The organism is Solwaraspora sp. WMMA2059 (assembly GCF_027497315.1).
Classification (GTDB): domain Bacteria; phylum Actinomycetota; class Actinomycetes; order Mycobacteriales; family Micromonosporaceae; genus Micromonospora_E.
The window spans coordinates 941,422-957,568 of the sequence record NZ_CP114908.1 but is presented as its reverse complement, the minus strand read 5'-3'; the positions used below and the strand labels follow the sequence as shown (position 1 = coordinate 957,568).

The window sequence follows — 16,147 nt, the reverse complement described above, 5'->3', positions numbered from 1 at the left end:
TCACTCCACCGCGAAGAACATCGACCGGTTGGTCCAGTCGAACGCCGGGTCGGGCTCGGCCAGCACGGTCACCGAGGTGCCGGCCACCGCGACGTCGGCGGTCGGGTCGAACGGCACCGACCGCAGTCGCCCGTCGGACGAACCGAACACGATGGCGCCGGCCACCCAGGCCATGCCACGGACCGAGCTCCAGGTGACGCCATCAGTCGGTACGGTGAACTCGGTGGCGCCGAGGTAGTTGCCGTCGAGTTCGAAGTACCGGTAGAACAGCTGGTTGTTGCCGCTGCCGGAGCGGGTGTAGTAGAGCCGGCCGTCCAGGTAGAACGCGGCGTTCAGCGACAACGCATCAAACCAGGAGTTGTAGCCTGAGCTCTCCCACGGACCGCCGACGCTGCTGCCGTTGAACATCGAGATGTCCAGCCGACTGCCGGTGTCGGTACCGGCGACCGGGCGGGCCCAGTAGATCCGGTCGTGCACTCGCCACACCGCGCCCGCGTCGACCAGGTTCGGCTGGTTGGTGACGGTCGCCGTGCCAAGCGTCGCGCCGTCAAACGGCACCTTGGCCAGGTCGCCGTTGGCGGCCGGCAGGTAGAGGTAGCCGGTGCCGCCGGTCGGCGGGTTGCGCGGCACGACGGTCCGTCCACCCGCGTCGGGGAACATCCCCAGCCGGCCGTGGTACTCGTTGCCCATGCCGTCGGAGTTGTGGCCGAAGTAGAGGCCGTCCGAGCCGAACCAGAGCACCGGCACCGCAGAACCCCAGCTGCTCGCGCCGGACGGCAGCGCCGATCCGCCGCTGCGCCGCGGGTTCCAGTTGACGGGCATCCCGGTCGCCACGGTCACCGCGCCGATGCCGAGCCGGTCGATCGCGCCGTCACCGGCGTTGTCGCTGCGGTTCGGGTTGTTCAGCCAGCGGAAATGCCCGCCGGTGTAGGCGATGCCGTCGCGGACCACCACCGAGGTGATTGTGTCGTTGCCGGTGAAGTTGAGCCAGGTGGCGTCGAGGCCGCTGCCCCGCGTGGCGGTCTCGTAGCGGGCCAGCACGTCGCAGTACGCGGTCGGCCAGCCCGCTCCCCCGTTGGTACCGACGACGAAGTAGCTGCTGTCGTCGCCGAAGCTGATGTCCTGCACGTAGTGGGTGAAGGTACGCCAGGAGCAGCTCGGGGCGAACCGGTGGTTGCTGTCCCAGTCGACCAGGGTCGGGGTACCGGTCAGGTCGACCATCGCGATCTGCTCCCGGGTCAGTCCTTCGACCTCTCGGAAGTTGCCGCCGAAGACCAGCGTGTCGCCGTCGGGTGCGACGTCGAGCGTCCACACGTACGGCGGCACGTCGTGCCGGCCCACCGCGATGTCGACGTCGAAGGTCGGATCGATCGCGCCGGTATCCACGTCCAGCCGAGCGAGCCCGGCGTGCTGGGTGCCGTTGACCCAGTTGAACGCACCGCCGATGTAGAGCCAGTCGCCGCTGACCTCCATGTCGCGGACGACGCCACCGTCGGAGCGGCCCTCCCAGGACGGCACCGTGGTACCGGTCGCCGGGTCGAGGGCGACCAGGTTGCGGCGGGACTCACCGTTGACGTTGCGGAAGACCCCGCCGACGATCAGCTCACCGGCCGGAGTGACCTCGAGGGTGTTCACCGCACCGTCCAGGTCGGGCTGGAACCCGGCGACCAGCGCGCCGGTGGACCGCTGGTAGGCGAACAGGTACGGCCGGGCCTCCCAGGTCGCCGAGCTGGTCGGCCGGACCTCGGTGAAGGTGCCACCGACGAAGATCACGCCGCCGATCTCGGCGAACGCCCGGGTCTCACCGTTGCGGGCGTGTGGAGTGTGGTCCGCCGGATTGGTCGAGACCAGAGCGGCCGGAGCCGGGGTGGGGACGACGGCGGCGCCCGCAGCCGTCGCATCGATGATCAGTGTTAGCACTGCGGCGGTCGCGACCAGGGACAACGCCCACGGACGACGGCCGCTGGACAGACGCCAGCCAGGCTGGGATTGGTTCACGCTTCCCTCCAGATGGGAAATTGTCTCAGACAGCGTGCGCCAACCCCAGCCGGGTCAGACATCCACCGATCGGACGGCGACCAATCGGGTTTCTACCAGGATCGCTGAGCGTCCTACCAGGTCAGCTCCGACCCGGCAGCGGCTGCCGGAAGTAGGAGTCCTTGCCGGCCTTGGTGAATCCGGCCAGCGCGGACGGGTTGTGGTTCATCGTCATGTTGCAGGTGGCCGATGTGGTCGTCGATCCGGCGGAGTTGAAGTAGATCACCGCCTTGATCTTCGGATGCGCCTTGATCGCCGCCGGGAACTGCTCGAACCACCGCTGCTTGGCCGCCGGGTCGTCCGGGTGGAAGTTGCTGCCGAACTCGGCCAGCATCCGGGGTTTGCCCACTCCGATGCGGTGCTCGTCCAGCCAGCGGTAGAACCCGCCGACCGTGGTGTGCGGATCCTTCCAGGTCTTGCCGCCGTTGCAGGCGTAGAAGTTGTACGGGTCATAGCCGACCCAGTCCACATAGGCATCGCCCGGGTAGAGGCCGGCGTACCGGTCGTAATGCCCCGACCAGCCCATCATCACCCACACCCACACCGCGTTGTCCGCGCCGGCCTTCGCGAAGCGTTGGTGCACGTGCCGCCAGGCCCGGACGAAGTCGGCGTCGCTGCCCTTCACCGGCTCGTCCTCCGGCTCGTGGTCGAAGCCCATGAACACCGGCACCCCGGTCGCCTTGATCCGGCCGGCCACGTCGTCGATCACCGAGTCGTACCGGCCGCTGTAGACATCCCGCCAGCTCAACGTGGTGCCGGAGGAGAAGATTCGGGACTCCCAGGCGAAGAACATGAGCCGGCCGCCACGCATCTGCTCCTGCTCGAACTTGTCGGGGAACGCCCCGTTGCTGCCGGCGTTCGAGAAGTCGTGATAGCGGTGCACGATGTCGAACTTGCGCCCGACCTGAGTCTCCACCTCGGCGACCGCACCCCCATGGTTCCAGCCCTTCGCGGCGCTGGTTGGCGAGTACATCCCCCACCAGGCACCGCAGGCGGGCACCAGCAGGTCCGAAACCGAGCCGCAGCCGGCGCCGGGGGCCGGCGGGCTGGCCGACGCGCTGGGCGCGACGGTCGGCGACGCGGACGCCGACGCGGACGCCGACGGGGCAGCCGTGGTCGGCACCGGCGCGCTAGGCGGCGCGGACGGGGTGGGTGCCGCGGCCGGTGGCGGGCTGCTGGGCGCTTCCGCCGCCGGCTCGTAGCTGATCATCAGGCGGGGCCGGATCGACTGGTCGCGGTACTCGACCGACGGCCAGTAGACGCGTTGGTTCAGCCCGGTCTGGCGCAGCGCGAACGTGTAGGTGCCGTTGCCGGCGACCTGCGCGGACACGTCCCACTCGTTGTAGCCCTTGCGGACCGTCGGCAGCGTCGCGAGCGCCCGGTCGACGGTACGGGCGACCCCGTCCGCCCCGGCCAGCGACGGCCGCGGCTGACGGGCGTCAACTGCGGTCCGGTACGCGGTGACCCGCGCGTCCAGGTCCTGCCAGGAGTACAGCTGCAGACGGACCCGCAGATTGCGAACGGTCTTCGGCAGTTGGTCGACGGTGAACTCGACGATCGCGTCCCGGGCCCCCCGCGGGTTGCGCTCGCAGAGCGCGGGACAGGTGGCCAATGTGCTCTTCGCCCCGTTGTCACCGTCCTGCGGCACGTCGGTAGCGGTGGTGTCGGCGGTGGCCGACACGGTGACCTCGTCGTCGGCGAGCAACGGCAGGGCGGTGACCACCATGCCGGCCAGCAGCGCGGCGCTGACGCCGCCGACGATCAACCGGCGACGGCCGGACCCGGTACGCGCGATGGCATCGCTCAATCTGTGTCTACTCAAGAAAACAGCCCCCCTGTGGCACGAGCTTGCCGCGCGAGCCTAACGGGGGTGAGCTCAGATATACGCCGAGTAACCGGAGATCTAAGCACTAATTAAATTTACCGGCGTCATCCGAGGGTCTTCGCGACGACCTTCGCCATCAACCGAAATGCCTTGCCACGATGGCTGATCGCGTCCTTCTCAGCCGGGCTGAGCTCGGCGTTCGTCCGTTCCTGGCCGTCACCGAGGAAGATCGGGTCGTAACCGAAGCCGCCGTCGCCGCGACCGGCGCGCAACAGCCGGCCGGACTGGCGTCCCTCGACCAGGTGTTCCTTGCCGCCGGGCAGCACCAGAGCCGCCGCGCAGACGAACGACGCCGCCCGGTGCTCGTCCGGCACGTCGGCGAGCTGAGCCAGCACCAGATTCAGGTTGGCGAGGTCGTCGCCGTGCCGGCCGGACCACCGGGCGCTGAACACTCCGGGCGTCCCGCCCAGCGCGTCGACGGCCAGACCGGAGTCGTCGGCGACTGTCGGTAACCCGGTGTACCGGCATCCTTCCCTGGCTTTGAGCAGTGCGTTCTCACCGAAGGTGAGGCCGGACTCGGGCACCTCCGGGTAGGCCTCCAGGTCGGCCAGCCCGACCAGTTCGACCCGGTGGGCGCCGAGCGAGGTGTCCAGGATCCGCTGCAGCTCGGCCAGCTTCTTGCCGTTGCGGGTGGCGAGCAGCAGCCGGGTACGCCCGGCCGGTGCCGCGCTCACCGGTCCAGCACCTTACGCTGCGCGGCGGTCAGCTCGGCGCAGCCGGCGACCGCCAGGTCGAGCATGGCGTCGAGCTGGTCCCGGCCGAACACCGCCGCCTCGCCGGTGCCCTGCACCTCGACGAAGTCCCCGTCGCCGGTGCAGACCACGTTCATGTCCACGTCGGCCGCGACGTCCTCCAGGTAGCACAGGTCCAGCCGCGGCTCGCCGTCTATCACGCCGACGCTGACCGCCGCGATCGAGCGCCGCATCACCCGGTCCGGCTTGCCGCTGAGCGCCTTGCGGTCGGCCAGCCAGTTGACCGCGTCGTTCAGCGCGACGTAGCCGCCGGTGATCGCGGCGGTCCGGGTTCCGCCGTCGGCCTGCAGCACGTCGCAGTCCAGCACGATCGAGTTCTCCCCGAGCGCCTTCAGGTCGACGGCGGCGCGCAGGCTGCGGCCGATCAGCCGGGAGATCTCGTGGGTCCGGCCGCCCAGCCGGCCCTTGACGCTCTCGCGGTCCGACCGCGTGGTGGTCGCGCGCGGCAGCATGGCGTACTCGGCTGTCACCCAGCCCAGTCCGGAGCCCTTCCGCCAGCGGGGCACCCCCTCGGTGACGCTCGCGGTGCAGAGCACCTTGGTCTGCCCGAACTCGACCAGCACCGACCCTTCCGGGTGCATGCTCCAGTTGCGGGTCAGGGTCACCGGTCGTAGCTGAGCGTGGGTGCGTCCGTCGGGTCGTGCCATGCGCAGAGCCTATGTGCCGCGCCGCCGCGGGCCCCGTCCGGGTCACACCGGACCGGTCAGGCGGCGACCGGCAGGCGGGCCACGACGCCGGGTGCGTCCAGCACGGCGCGGTAGTGCTCGATCAACTCGTCGCCGATCGCCGCCCAGGTGCGGCCGGCGACCGCGGCCCGCGCGGCCCGGCCGTACCGGGCCCGCCGGGCCGGGTCGGCGACCAGCCCGGCGACCGCCCCGGCGAGCGCCGTCGGGTCACCGGGTGGCACCAGCAGCCCGGTCACCCCGGGCGTGACCAGGTCCATCGGCCCGCCGGCGGCCGGCGCCACCACCGGTACGCCGCTGGCCTGCGCCTCCTGCACGGTCTGGCCGAAGGTCTCGTGCGGCCCGGTGTGGGCGAAGACGTCGAAGCTGGCGTACAGCCGGGCCAGGTCACGGCCGTGCCGGGCACCGAGGAAGCGGACCGCCGGCAGGGCGCGTTCCAGCTCCTTGCGGGCCGGTCCGTCACCCACCACCACGACCCGTACGCCCGGCAGCCGGCTGGTCTCGGCGAGCAGGTCCACCCGCTTCTCGGCGGCGAGCCGGCCGACGTAGCCGACCAGCGTCTCGCCGCCGGGGGCCAGCTCGCTGCGGGTCCGTTCGCAGCGGTGAGCCGGGTCGAACCGGACCGGGTCGATGCCGCGGCCCCAGATGCGTACCCGGTCGATGCCGTTGGCGGTCAGGTCGGCGGCCGCGGCGGTCGAGGGGGCCAGGGTGCGGTCCGCCGCGTTGTGGATCTCGCGCAGCCAGCGCCAGACCGTCGCCACGCTCCACCCCAGGTGGTACGCGCGGGCGTAGGCGGCCACGTCGGTCTGGTAGACCGCCAGGGTGGGTAGCCGCAACCGGCGGGCCACCGTCAGTCCCCGCGCGCCGAGCACGAACGGGCTGGCCAGGTGTACGACGTCCGGGGTGTGGTCGGCCAGCACCTCGGTGAGCCGGCGGCTCGGCAGACCGAGCCGGAAGCTTCGGTACAGCGGCACCGGCAGGCTCGGCACCCGGATCACCGGGTACGGGTGGGTGCCGGCCTCCGCCCGCTCGGCGGCGGCCGGTGCCGGTGCGATGACCAACGGTTCATGCCCGCGTGCGACCAGGTGTTCGGCGACCCGAACCACGGAGTGCGCCACCCCGTTGAGGTCTGGTGGGAAGGACTCGGTGACGATCGCGACGCGCATGGGTGTCACGTTCGCGCCCGTGCGGGTGGCCGAGGCTACGCCGCGTTGACCAGCGGGCGAACTCTGCGGCAAGAGACCGGTTGGCCGGTGTCGACCGGTCAGACCTCGTAACGGGCACCGGCCCGGACGATCTCGACCGGCCCGTCGAAGCTCGACGCCGCCGCCTCGAACGTCGACGCCTCGCTGCCCCAGGCGGTGACCAGATGGGTCAGCAGCAGCCGGCCGACGCCCGCCTTGGTCGCGGCCTCCCCCGCCTCGCGGCCGGTCAGGTGCAGGTCCGGCGGATTGTCCACTCCGTCGAGGTAGCTGGCTTCGCAGAGGAAGACGTGCGCGTCCTGGGCCAGCCGCAGCAGCGCCTCACAGGGTGCCGTGTCCGACGAGTAGGTCAGCACCCGGTCGCCGTGCTCCACGCGTACCCCGTAGGTCTCCACCGGGTGGTTGACCCGGTCGACGGTGACCTGCAGCGGGCCGATCGGGAAGCTGCCGGGTTGCAGGCCGTAGAAGGTGTAGACGTCGTCGACCGGCTCGCCGCTGATGTTGTACGCGGTGGCGATCCGGTCGGGCGCACCGGCCGGGGCGTAGACCGGCAGCGGCGGGTACGGACCGTCCGGGGCGTAGCGCCGCACCACCACGTAGGTGCAGGCGTCGAGCATGTGGTCACAGTGCAGGTGGGTGAGCAGGATCGCGTCGACCGCGTGCAGGCCGGCGTACCGCTGCAGGGCGGACAGCGAACCCGAGCCGAAGTCGACGAGCAGGCGGAACCCGTCCGCCTCGACCAGGTAGGCCGAGCAGGCGGCCTCGGGTCCGGGGAAACTCCCGGCGCAGCCGAGTACGGTCAGACGCATCAACTGTTCCCACGGTCGCGGTGAGACACCGGCGATGCGCCGCTCATACCATCGAAGATCTCCACCAGCGGCTCTGCCACGCTCGGCAGCCTACGCCGCAGCCAGCAGCGGTATGAAAGATCCGCTGCAACTTGTCGTCAACGTGACACCGAAGCGCGAACAACTGGAGCGACTTCGACAACCCGCCCCAGGATCGCCCATAGCGCAACCAATCATTTGCACCGGAGCACCAGGCCACAGACCATGCCGACCGGTGTGGCTCAGGCCCAGAGCTGACCATCCAACGCTTCCTCGGCGTCGGACAGCGTGCCGCCGTACGCACCGGTGGAGAGGTACTTCCAGCCGCCGTCGGCGACCAGGAACGCCACGTCGGCACGGCGGCCGGCCTTGACCGCCTCGTGCGCGACGGCGAGCGCGGCGTGCAGTACGGCACCGGTCGAGAAGCCGACGAAGAGCCCTTCCACCTCGACCAACTGCCGGGTCCGCAGCACCGCGTCGCGGGTACCCACCGAGAACCGCCGGGTGAGCACGTTCGCGTCGTACAGCTCCGGCACGTAGCCCTCGTCGATGTTGCGTAACCCGTACACCAGCTCGCCGTAGCGGGGCTCGGCGGCGACCACCTCGATGCCGTCGACCTTCTCCCGCAGGTAGCGCCCGGTGCCCATCAGGGTGCCGGTGGTGCCGAGCCCGGCGACGAAGTGGGTGACCGTGGGCAGGTCGCGCAGCAGCTCCGGCCCGGTCGTCTCGTAGTGGGCCTGGGCGTTGCCGCTGTTGCCGTACTGGTAGAGCATCACCCAGTCGGGGTGCTCGGCGGCGATCTGCTTGGCCGTGGCCACCGCCTGGTTGGAGCCGCCGGCGGCCGGCGAGAAGATGATCTCGGCGCCGTACATCCGGAGCAGTTGGACCCGTTCGGCGGAGACGTTCTCCGGCATGACGCAGACCAGCCGGTAGCCGCGCAGCTTCGCCACCATGGCGAGTGAGATGCCGGTGTTGCCGCTGGTCGGTTCGAGGATGGTGTCGCCGGGCCGGAGCCGCCCGGCCCGTTCGGCGGCGCGGACCATGAACATGGCCGCCCGGTCCTTGACACTGCCGGTCGGGTTGCGGTCCTCCAGCTTGGCCCACAGCCGTACCGGTGGTGCCCCGTCGGGCACCACCGGGGAGAGCCGGGGCAGGCCGACCAGCGGGGTGCCGCCACACGCGTCGAGCAGGCTGTCGTAGCGCGTCATGGCGGGCCGCTCAGCCGCTGACGGTGTTGGCGGCGGCCAAGGCGACGACGTCGCCCGCGCCGCCGGCCACCGCGGGCAGGATCGTCACGGTGTCCCCGTCGGCGACCTTGGCCTCGAGCGCACCGAGGAACCGGACGTCCTCGTCGTTGACGTAGATGTTGACGAACCGGTGCAGGTTGCCCTCGTCGGTGATCAGCCGGCCACGCAGGCCGGAGTGCTTGGCGTCGAGGTCGTCCAGCAGGGCGGCGAGGGTGTCCCCGTTGCCTTCGACGACCTTGGCGCCGCCGGTGTAGCTGCGCAGGATGGTGGGGACGCGAACTTCGATAGACATTGACGTGCTCCTATTGCAACGGTAGGTCGGACCAGACTGCGGTGCGGTACGGCGCCAGGGTCAGCGGCCGGACGAACACTCGTAGTCGACCGTGGTCGGGGTCTGCCCGAACAGGTACGACTGCACCGCGTGCGGGTCGACACCGGCGTCAATGAGATTGACCGGCTCCTCGGTCACCACCTCGTCCACGATGCGGAACGACCGGATCTCGGTGACCTCCGGGTCACGGGTGGAGACCAGCAGGTAGTGGGCCTCGGGCCAGCCGGCGATCGCCGCGTCGGTGCGGGACGGGTACGCCTCGGTCGCGGTGTGCGAGTGGTAGATCACCACCGGCTCCTCGTCCCGGTCGTCCATCTCCCGCCACAGATGCAACTGCTCCATCGAGTCGAACTCGTAGAACGTCATCGAGCGGGCCGCGTTCTGCATCGGGATGTGCCGGGTCGGCGTGTCCGAGCCGGCCGGTCCGGCGACGACGCCGCACGCCTCGTCGGGGTGGTCCCGGCGGGCATGGGCGACGATCGCGTCGATGATCGACCGGTCGATGCTCAGCACGACTCCAGCCTACCGCCTTCTCCGCTTCTCCGGCCCGGCCGGCCCGTGGCGGTCGTCACGCTGCTCGACACTGCTCGACACTGGTCGGCGCGTTGCTCGGCGCTAGTCGAGCAACGCGCCGAGCAGGGACTCCTGCAAATAGCCCAGATAGGCGTAGACCGACAGCTGGAACAGCCGGCTCGACGACGGGTCGTCCCGCTCGGCCGCCGCCAGCTCGGCGCCGAGATCGGTGTCGGCCCGCACCTGCAACCGGACGCCCATCGCCAGCCGGGCGTCGTTGATCGCGCGCAGCCACGCCTCGGCCGCCTCGCCGTCCAGGCGGACCTCCGCGCCCGTGTCGTCGGCGTCGGCCGGCAACGCGGCGAGCACCGCGCCCGCCTGGTCGATCTTTGCCGTCTTGAGGTCGCTCTCGGTGTACCGCCGCAGCTCCGCCGAGCTCGCCGGATCGTCCCGGTAGGTGTCCGGAAAGAGCCGGTCGACCACCGGGTCGTCCCGTTCGAATCCGTCGGTGAGCAAACCCACCACCTCACCGGCGACCTTACGCAGCACCCGTACCTCATCGGGTGAGAAGACCGCGACGATGCGCCCGTTGCGGCGCCGAAACATGCTCATGCCCGATCGACCGTCGCCCAGAGCCCGTAGGCGTGCAGCCGGGACGCGTCGAGCTCCATCCGCTCACGGGGCCCGCTGGACACCACCGCCCGGCCCTTGTTGTGCACGTCGAGCATCAACTCCTCGGCCTTGGCCTGGCTGTACCCGAACAGCTTCTGAAAAACCCAGGTCACGTACGTCATCAGGTTGACCGGATCGTCCCAGACGATGGTCACCCACAGGCGTTCGTCACCTGGCATCTCGACCATGTCCGGCGTCTCGACCGGAGCAACCTGGAGAGCCGCCATTCCCCCATCGTGCCACCGGCGGGGCCGGGGCGGACAACGCCCACCACGGTCAGCCCGGCGCGTCGCCACTGTCGATCGCATCAGCCAGCAGGTTGGCCAGGCCACGCCGTACCGCGGCGAACCGCAACGCGATCTCCTGGGACAGCGCGATCTCCACCGCCCGCAGCGCCTGCTGGATCCAGGACCGGGCCTGGTCCGGTGCCATCCCGGTCGGCCCACCGCGCGGATGCCAGCAGTCGGCGGCGAGCGCGACGCCGATCGGCGGCACGGTGCACCGGGACCGCTGCGCCGGGTACCCCGCGAAGACGTCCACCACCACGGGGGACGGCCCGGTGACGGGGGACGGCCCGGCTGCGGTGGACGGGACCGGCTCGCACTGGCCCGCAGCGGTCGTCAGAAGTCCTTCCGCGACCGCCGTGGGTGGATCCCCGAGCACCCGGCGGCGGAGCTGCTCACGCAGCAGCGGACCGAGCCGCTGCGCCGGATCGACCCCGAACACCTGCTCGACCACCTCGTCCACCGCGTCGTCCACGCCGACGGCGCAGGCCGCGCCGGCATGCAACGACAGGGCCAGGAACTCGCGGTCCAGGAAGCCGGGTATCCCGGCCGGTCCATTGCCGAACAGCAGCTCGCGTACCGCGGCCACGTGCAGATTGGCCAACTCGATCGCCAGGGTGTGCCGCACCCGCTGGCCGATCCGTCGCACCACCCGGTCCAGCTGCTCGGACCAGTCGGCTGCCGGCCCACCGGGCGGCAGCGGCGGCGGCTCGTCGTACGCCAACTGATCGGCCAGACCGGCTCCGGCCCGGTGCAGCGCCTCCCGGGCGGCCCAGTCGGTCACCTCCCGGCGGAGAAAGGCCGCGTCGCCGGTTGCCGCGTCGACCGAATGCCAGGGTGCCTGTTCCAGCTCGGGTACGGCGGCCAGCAGCGCCGCCCGCTGGAACGACTCGCCCGCGCTCTGCACGCCGGCCGCGGTGATGGCAACGAACACCGCGACACCGGCGCGCAGCGCCCGGCGCAGCAGTTCGTGTTCGACCTGCCCGGGCGGCGGCCCGGCACCAACCACGAAAACCAGCGCGCCGCCGCGTACCGCAGCGTCGAGCAGCACCGTCGCGCCGGCCGACCGGAGCGTCTCCAGGTCGGGCGAATCGACCAGGCTGAGCCGGCGCAGCGAGGCGTCCGGCCGGCTCACCTCGACCCTGCGCGGTGGACGGGGCAGGGCAAGCCCGGCACCGGACCGCGCCGACCGCGCCGGGACGATCCACGGCTGCGACCAGCCCGGCAGGTATGCCGCGGTCCGCTCGACCGTCCCGTGCCGGATGACCAGGAAACTCTCGGGCGGCCGGAGGTCCGGCGACGATTCACCGTCGAGAAACGCGGTCAGCACGGCCCGGCGGCTGTTGGCGGCGGCTCCGACCACGACGGCCGCGACCGGTTCGTCAGCCGGGGACGGCGATGGCACCGGGGCGGCCATCGGCAGGTCCACGGCCAGGTCACCCGGGCGGCGCGGCCGCCTGCGCTGCCGGGGCACGCGGGCAGCGGAGCGGATAGCCAGGCGATTCGACGGTACTGTCACAGACTCCACAAGCTGAGCTCCTTCGGGCGTCATCGCCACGAAATACCAGTACACCGACGCTACGTGCACAATCACTTACGCAGTGACGACCACCGTTACTCAACTGATCGAACACTTCATACTCAACTGCGAACCGGCCGCGCCCTTCCCCCTCGGCAACTGTTCTATATGCTCCCCTGCCATGGGCCTGTGGAGCTTCGTGGGACGGTCCGAAGAGCTCGACCGGCTGTTCGCCGCAGCCACCGACGGCGGTCGCGGCCTGATCCTCAGTGGCTCCGCCGGAATCGGCAAGAGCCGGCTGCTCCGGGAAGTCGTCAGTCGACTGCCGACCGATACCTACGCGGTCTGGTCCGCCTCGGGCAGCGTCAGCGCCGCCGGCCTGCCGTTCGCCGGCCTCGCCCAGGTCCTCCCGGCGGACCAGCCACCCGGGTTGTCCCCGTCGGCGCTGCTGCGTTGGGCCGTCGAGTCGCTGCGGCAACGGGCCGCCGGCCGGCCTATCGTGCTCGCCATCGACGATGCGCATCTGCTCGATCCCTCGTCGGCGGCGGTGACGAACCTGATCGCCCGCTCCGGTCAGGCCACTGTGCTGGGTACGCTCCGCAGCGGTGAGCCAGTGCCGCTGCCGATCCGGGCACTGTGGGCTGACGATCTCGTGGTGCACGACGAGTTGTCGCCGCTGGACGTCGTCGACAGCACCGGCCTGCTGATGGAGCTGCTCGGTGGGCCGCTGGATCCCACATCGGCCGAACGGCTGTGGCGGCTGTCCGAAGGAAACCCACTGCTGCTGCGGGAGCTCGTCATCGCGGCCCAGTCCGGGCAGGAGCTGACCCAGACGTACGGGGTGTGGCGGTGGACCGGCCGGCTGGAGCTGGCACCGAGCCTGACCGACCTGATCGACACCCGGATCGGCCAGCTCAGCCCGCCGGTTCGCGGTGTCGTCGAGCTGGTGGCGTTCGGCCAGCCGATCGGGCTGCGACTGCTGCTGCGGACCAGCCGGCACGCCGACGTGGAGGCCGCCGAGGAACGCGGGCTGATCCGGGTCGACATCGACGACCGCCGGCAGGACGTGCACATGGCCCATCCGCTGTACGGCGAGGTGGTGCGCCGCCGGTGCCCGGTCACCCGGGCGCAGCGGCTGCAGGCGCAGCTCGCCTCGCTCGTGGAGCAGGCCGGGGCACGGCGCCGGGAGGACCTGCTGAGGGTCGCCGTCTGGCGACTCGAGTCGAACACCGCCGACGACCCGGCGGTGCTGCTCGACGCGGCCGGCCGGGCGTTCACCGGGTACGACATCCCACTGGCCGACCGGCTGGCCGCCCGGGCGTTCGACGTCGGCGGTGGGTTCGACGCCGCCGAGCTGAGGGCGACCATCCTGATGTTCCGCGACGAGCCCGAGCGGGCCCTGGCCACCATCGAGGCGGTCCGCGACGAGGTCACCACCGACGAACGACGCAGTCGCTGGTTGATGGTGCTCGGGCTGGTCGCCTACTGGGGGCTCGGTAACGAGTCGACGCTGGAGGACCTGTCGGCCGGTGCCCGCGAGCTGACCGACCCGGCCGACCGGGTCCGGGTCGACTCGTTCGAGGCGATCATGCGGTTGCACCGGCTGGAGTGTGACGCCGCGCTGCGGCTGGCCCGCGCCGTACTCGACCGGCCGGCGGCCAGTCACGCCGCCCACGGGCTGGCCCAGTGCACCATTGCCCACCTGCAGGCCGCGCAGGGCGACCTGACCGGCAGCGGCCGGGCCATCGCCCGGGTCGAGGCCGACGCTGCGCACTGGCGTACCGAACTTCCCTACCTTCAGCTGGCGCTGGAGCTCGGCCGCGGCACCCGGCTGGTGCTCGCCGGCGACCTGCCCGGGATCGAGGCGATCGTCGCCGAGGAGTTCGCTGACCTGGCCGACGCCGGCGACTTCCGGCTCGGGTCCGGCTACCTGTCGGTGGTCCGCGCGCAGGCCGCCCGGCTGCGCGGCCGGCTCGACGACGCGCTGCGACACAGCCTGCAGGCGTGCGCGACGCTGGCCACCGGCCGGGTGTACGCCGGGCTGGCCCACGCCGAGCGCGCACACGCGGCTGCCCTGCGTGGCGAGGCGGCCCAGGCCGCCGCAGCGATGGCCGACTCGGACCGGGCGCAGACGCCCGGGATGGCGATCCTGTATCCGTGGCGGGAGCAGGCGCGCTGCTGGGTGACGGTCGCCGAGGGAGACGTCACCGGCGCAGTGGAGATGCTGCGGGAGCTGGCGGACCGGCTGCGGACCGACGGGCTCGCCGGCCACGAGGTGATGGTGCTGCACGACCTGGTCCGGCTGGACCGGGCCGACCTGGCGGTGGACCGGCTGACCGAGCTCGCCAAGGTGGTCGAGGGGCCGCTGCCGCCGCTGGTCCTGCGCCAGGCGCAGGGCGCCGCCAACGGACCGTACGGTGCCCTGCTGCGCGCCGCCAGCGGCTTCGCCGGCCTCGGGCTGCACCTGTTCGCCGCCGAGTCGGCCGCGATGGCGGTACGCCGGCAGCGACTGGCCCGGTCGCCGGTGACCGGACAGACCAACGTGCTGCTGGGCCGGTCGCTCGGCCAGTGCGTCGACGTGCGTACCCCGGCGTTGCTGGCCGGTCAGCCCAACCTGACCGAGCGGGAGCACCAGGTGGCGAAGCTGGCGGCGGCCGGCGTGGCCAGCCGGGAGATCGCGCGACGGTTGTTCCTGTCGCCCCGCACCGTGGAGAACCACCTGCAACGGGCGTACGGCAAGCTCGGCGTGACCGGGCGTGCCGAGCTGACCGAGGCGCTGCGCGCCCTGCCCGACGAGCCGGGGGCCACCGGGCCCGGCCGGGCCGGGCCGCACCCGCCGGGCGGCCGTACAGTAACCGGGTGACCAGCTCCAGCCCCGCTCTGCTGACCGACCACTACGAGCTGACCATGCTCGCCGCCGCGTTGGCCGACGGCAGCGCCCACCGGCACTGTGTGTTCGAGGTCTTCGCCCGGCGGCTGCCGACCGGTCGCCGGTACGGTGTGGTCGCCGGCACGGGTCGGCTGGTCGACCTGATCCGGGACTTCCGCTTCGATGCGCAGACCATCCGCCACCTGCGCGACCGTGCGGTGGTCGACGCCGACACCGCACAGTGGCTGGCCGACTACCGGTTCACCGGGGACGTCGACGGGTACGCCGAGGGTGAGTTGTTCTTCCCGAACTCGCCGATCCTCACCGTCTCCGGCACGTTCGCCGAGTGCGTCCTGCTGGAGACTCTGGTGCTGTCGGTGCTGAACCACGACTGCGCGATCGCGGCGGCGGCGGCGCGGGCGGTGACCGCGGCCCGTGGCCGACCGGTGATCGAGATGGGCTCGCGGCGCACCCACGAGGAGGCGGCGGTGGCGGCTGCCCGGGCCGCGTACCTGGCAGGTTTCGCGGCGACGTCCAACCTGGCTGCGGGTGCCCGGTACGGCATCCCGACGGCGGGCACCTCGGCGCACGCGTTCACCCTGTTGCACGACGACGAACGGGCCGCGTTCGCGTCCCAGGTGGCCTCGCTCGGACGGGACACCACGCTGCTGGTCGACACCTACAGCATCAGCCAGGGCATCCGCAACGCGATCGAGGTCGCCGGGCCGGACCTGCGAGCGATCCGGATCGACTCCGGCGACCTGTCGGTCCTGGCGCAACAGTCCCGGGAGCTGCTCGACTCGCTCGGCGCCACCGAGACCAAGATCATAGTCTCCGGTGATCTCGACGAGTACGCGATCGCCTCGCTCGCCGCCGAGCCGGTCGACATGTACGGTGCCGGCACCGCCGTGGTGACCGGCTCCGGCGCGCCGACCGCCCGGCTGGTCTACAAGCTGGTCGAGGTCGACGGCCGGCCGGTGGTCAAGCGCTCCGAGAACAAGGCCACCGTCGGGGGCCGCAAGGTGGCGGTACGCCGGCACAAGCCGACCGGCACCGCCACCGAGGAGATCGTCGTCTCGCAGGGGGTGCCGGACCGGTCCAACGGCGACCGGGTGCTGCAACGGTCCTTTGTCGCCGCAGGCGAGCCACTGGCCCGGCCGACCATCGCCGAGTCCCGTGAGCACCTGCGCCACTGCCTGATCTCGATACCGTGGGAAGGGCTGAAGCTGTCCGCCGGTGACCCGACCATCCCGGTGACCGTCGTGCCAGCCGAGCAGTGACCGCCGGGCCGCGACCGGCGCGACCGGTGACCGACCGTTCAGGAGC

At 71.5% G+C, this 16,147-nt stretch carries 14 protein-coding genes; 2 read left to right on the top strand and 12 right to left on the bottom strand.

The features are described from left to right. The 12 genes from O7553_RS04440 to O7553_RS04385 form a co-directional block, all read right to left on the bottom strand. Positions 1-1,908 (bottom strand): hypothetical protein, encoded by a 1,908-nt coding sequence (locus O7553_RS04440; RefSeq protein ID WP_281555466.1) that lies wholly within the window; start codon positions 1,906-1,908, stop codon positions 1-3. 211 nt (positions 1,909-2,119) lie between these two features. Beyond that, positions 2,120-3,844, bottom strand: a complete 1,725-nt coding sequence (locus O7553_RS04435; RefSeq protein ID WP_281553597.1) for a glycoside hydrolase — start codon at positions 3,842-3,844, stop codon at positions 2,120-2,122. Between the two features lie 122 nt (positions 3,845-3,966). Continuing rightward, a complete protein-coding gene (gene rdgB / locus O7553_RS04430; RefSeq protein WP_281553596.1) occupies positions 3,967-4,596 on the bottom strand; it encodes an RdgB/HAM1 family non-canonical purine NTP pyrophosphatase in 630 nt (209 codons plus the stop codon). Continuing rightward, entirely contained in the window at positions 4,593-5,321 is a 729-nt protein-coding gene (gene rph / locus O7553_RS04425; RefSeq protein ID WP_281553595.1) for a ribonuclease PH, read from the bottom strand. The genes rdgB and rph overlap by 4 nt, the downstream gene beginning before the upstream one ends. Positions 5,322-5,377: 56 nt before the next feature. After that, complete coding sequence (locus O7553_RS04420) at positions 5,378-6,523, bottom strand: glycosyltransferase family 1 protein (protein ID WP_281553594.1); 1,146 nt, start codon at positions 6,521-6,523, stop codon at positions 5,378-5,380. A gap of 98 nt (positions 6,524-6,621) precedes the next feature. Further along, positions 6,622-7,368 (bottom strand): MBL fold metallo-hydrolase, encoded by a 747-nt coding sequence (locus O7553_RS04415; protein WP_281553593.1) that lies wholly within the window; start codon positions 7,366-7,368, stop codon positions 6,622-6,624. A 260-nt stretch (positions 7,369-7,628) separates the two neighbouring features. Next, entirely contained in the window at positions 7,629-8,594 is a 966-nt protein-coding gene (locus O7553_RS04410) for a pyridoxal-phosphate dependent enzyme (protein WP_281553592.1), read from the bottom strand. A gap of 10 nt (positions 8,595-8,604) precedes the next feature. Next, positions 8,605-8,925: a MoaD/ThiS family protein gene (locus tag O7553_RS04405; protein ID WP_281553591.1), complete on the bottom strand. Its 321-nt coding sequence runs from the start codon at positions 8,923-8,925 to the stop codon at positions 8,605-8,607. Positions 8,926-8,985: 60 nt separating this feature from the next. Continuing rightward, positions 8,986-9,477, bottom strand: coding sequence for a M67 family metallopeptidase (locus O7553_RS04400; RefSeq protein WP_278167444.1), 492 nt, complete (start codon positions 9,475-9,477; stop codon positions 8,986-8,988). Between the two features lie 102 nt (positions 9,478-9,579). Beyond that, on the bottom strand, positions 9,580-10,089 hold the full coding sequence (locus O7553_RS04395) for a DUF2017 domain-containing protein (protein WP_281553590.1): 510 nt from the start codon (positions 10,087-10,089) through the stop codon (positions 9,580-9,582). Further along, on the bottom strand, positions 10,086-10,376 hold the full coding sequence (gene clpS / locus O7553_RS04390) for an ATP-dependent Clp protease adapter ClpS (RefSeq protein WP_281553589.1): 291 nt from the start codon (positions 10,374-10,376) through the stop codon (positions 10,086-10,088). The genes O7553_RS04395 and clpS overlap by 4 nt, the downstream gene beginning before the upstream one ends. 49 nt (positions 10,377-10,425) lie before the next feature. After that, positions 10,426-11,862, bottom strand: coding sequence for a hypothetical protein (locus O7553_RS04385; protein ID WP_281553588.1), 1,437 nt, complete (start codon positions 11,860-11,862; stop codon positions 10,426-10,428). Positions 11,863-12,133: 271 nt separating this feature from the next. Here O7553_RS04385 and O7553_RS04380 point away from each other — a divergent pair, with 271 nt between their 5' ends. Together O7553_RS04380 and O7553_RS04375 are read left to right on the top strand one after the other, a co-directional pair. Then, positions 12,134-14,815 carry a LuxR family transcriptional regulator gene (locus tag O7553_RS04380; RefSeq protein ID WP_281553587.1) on the top strand — a complete coding sequence of 894 codons (2,682 nt, stop codon included), beginning with the start codon at positions 12,134-12,136 and terminating at the stop codon, positions 14,813-14,815. Continuing rightward, positions 14,812-16,101, top strand: coding sequence for a nicotinate phosphoribosyltransferase (locus O7553_RS04375; protein WP_281553586.1), 1,290 nt, complete (start codon positions 14,812-14,814; stop codon positions 16,099-16,101). The genes O7553_RS04380 and O7553_RS04375 overlap by 4 nt, the downstream gene beginning before the upstream one ends. Positions 16,102-16,147 lie beyond the last annotated feature (46 nt).